Source organism: Halomonas sp. (assembly GCF_014859505.1).
GTDB lineage: Bacteria > Pseudomonadota > Gammaproteobacteria > Pseudomonadales > Halomonadaceae > Halomonas.
Map to the genome: position 1 here is coordinate 1 of NZ_JACUUD010000252.1, position 1,721 is coordinate 1,721.

1 protein-coding gene and 1 pseudogene are annotated in these 1,721 nt (G+C 65.3%); both read left to right on the forward strand.

What is annotated here, in order from left to right; all coding sequences use genetic code 11:
* A pseudogene (locus IBX53_RS16020) lies at positions 1-542 on the forward strand (ketol-acid reductoisomerase); the annotation flags it as partial.
* A gap of 237 nt (positions 543-779) precedes the next feature.
* A complete protein-coding gene (gene pssA / locus IBX53_RS16025) occupies positions 780-1,580 on the forward strand; it encodes a CDP-diacylglycerol--serine O-phosphatidyltransferase (protein ID WP_290911353.1) in 801 nt (266 codons plus the stop codon).
* Positions 1,581-1,721: the final 141 nt, after the last annotated feature.

The window sequence follows — 1,721 nt, forward strand, 5'->3', positions numbered from 1 at the left end:
GTGCCAAGGAGCTCGCGCTCTCCTACGCCGCCGGCGTCGGCGGTGGCCGCAGCGGCATCATCGAGACCACCTTCAAGGACGAGACCGAGACCGATCTGTTCGGCGAGCAGGCCGTGCTGTGCGGCGGTGCCGTCGAGCTGGTCAAGGCCGGCTTCGAGACCCTGACCGAGGCGGGCTATGCTCCCGAGATGGCCTACTTCGAGTGTCTGCATGAGCTCAAGCTGATCGTCGACCTGATGTACGAGGGCGGCATCGCCAACATGAACTACTCCATCTCCAACAACGCGGAGTATGGCGAGTACGTGACCGGCACCGAGGTGATCAACGAGCAGTCTCGCGAGGCGATGCGCAACGCCCTCAAGCGCATCCAGACCGGCGAGTACGCCAAGATGTTCATCCAGGAAGGCAACAGCAACTATCCGTCGATGACCGCGCGTCGTCGCCTGAACGCCGAGCATGAGGTCGAGATCGTGGGTGCCAAGCTGCGCGGCATGATGCCGTGGATCGCCGCCAACCAGCTGGTGGACAAGTCCAAGAACTGATCCCGATCGGTTGTCGGACAGACAGAGAGGGCGCGGGCTTCCGCGCCCTCTTTCGTTGTGGGCCCGGGGCGATGCCCGGCGTTGTGGGGGCGTGTCGGGCGTGTAGAATGAGGGTGCGCCCTTGCGGCGCCTTCATTTCGGCAATGGACGAAACGCATGAGTCAGGACCCCCGTACTACCGATCACGACCCCGCCCGGCCGGATGCCGAGCCGGACGCCCAGGCGTCGCCCGAGCGGATGCCCCCGGCCGAGGAGGATCTGGCCGCGGCCTTCGTGCGCGAGACCGAGGTGATCGAGGAGGCCGTGGAGGATGGCAAGAAGGTTCGCCGCAAGGGAATCTATCTGCTGCCCAACCTCTTCACCACCTCGGCCCTGTTCGCGGGCTTCTTCGCGATCGTTGCCGGCATCAACGGCGACTTCATCGCGGCGGCGGTGGCGATCTTCATCGCCATGGTGCTCGATGGCCTGGATGGTCGGGTGGCGCGCATGACCAATACCCAGAGCGCCTTCGGCGCCGAGTATGACAGCCTTTCGGACATGCTCTCCTTCGGCGCGGCGCCGGCGCTGGTGGCCTTCACCTGGATCCTCCAGGACATCGGCAAGACCGGCTGGGTGGTGGCCTTCCTCTATGTGGCCTGTGCCGCGCTGCGCCTGGCGCGCTTCAACGTGCAGATCGGCAGCGTCGACAAGAAGTGGTTCATCGGACTGCCGAGTCCCTCGGCGGCGGCGCTGGTGGCCGCCAGCGTGTGGACCTTCCACAGCTTCGATGCCGAGGCCTTCGGCTTCAAGCTGCTGATGCTGCTGATCGTCGGCGCGGCCGGCGTGCTGATGGTCAGCAATATTCGTTATTACAGCTTCAAGGAAGTGGACCTCAAGGGGCCGGTGCCCTTCGTGGTGCTGCTGGCCATCGTGCTCGGTTTCGTGGTGATCTCGATGCAGCCCTCGGTGATGCTGCTGCTGTTGTTCGGTGCCTACGTGGCCTCCGGCCCGGTGATGGCCGTGATGCGCAAGATGAAGCACGCGCCACCGGCCGGCTGATCGCCAGCGTCTTGTAGCCACAGCGCCCGTCCCGTGCGGGCGTTGTCGTCTGGACGCCGCAGCTCGTCCACAGCCCCCCGGGCGTTACGCTGCTGTGGATGGTTCGGGTCGGCGCTGACACGTCGGATTGGTCTTTCTGCC

Excerpts from the sequence above, each read along its gene's own strand:
- pssA (WP_290911353.1), top strand. The coding sequence starts at position 780 with ATGCCCCCGGCCGAGGAGGATCTGGCCGCGGCCTTCGTGCGCGAGACC.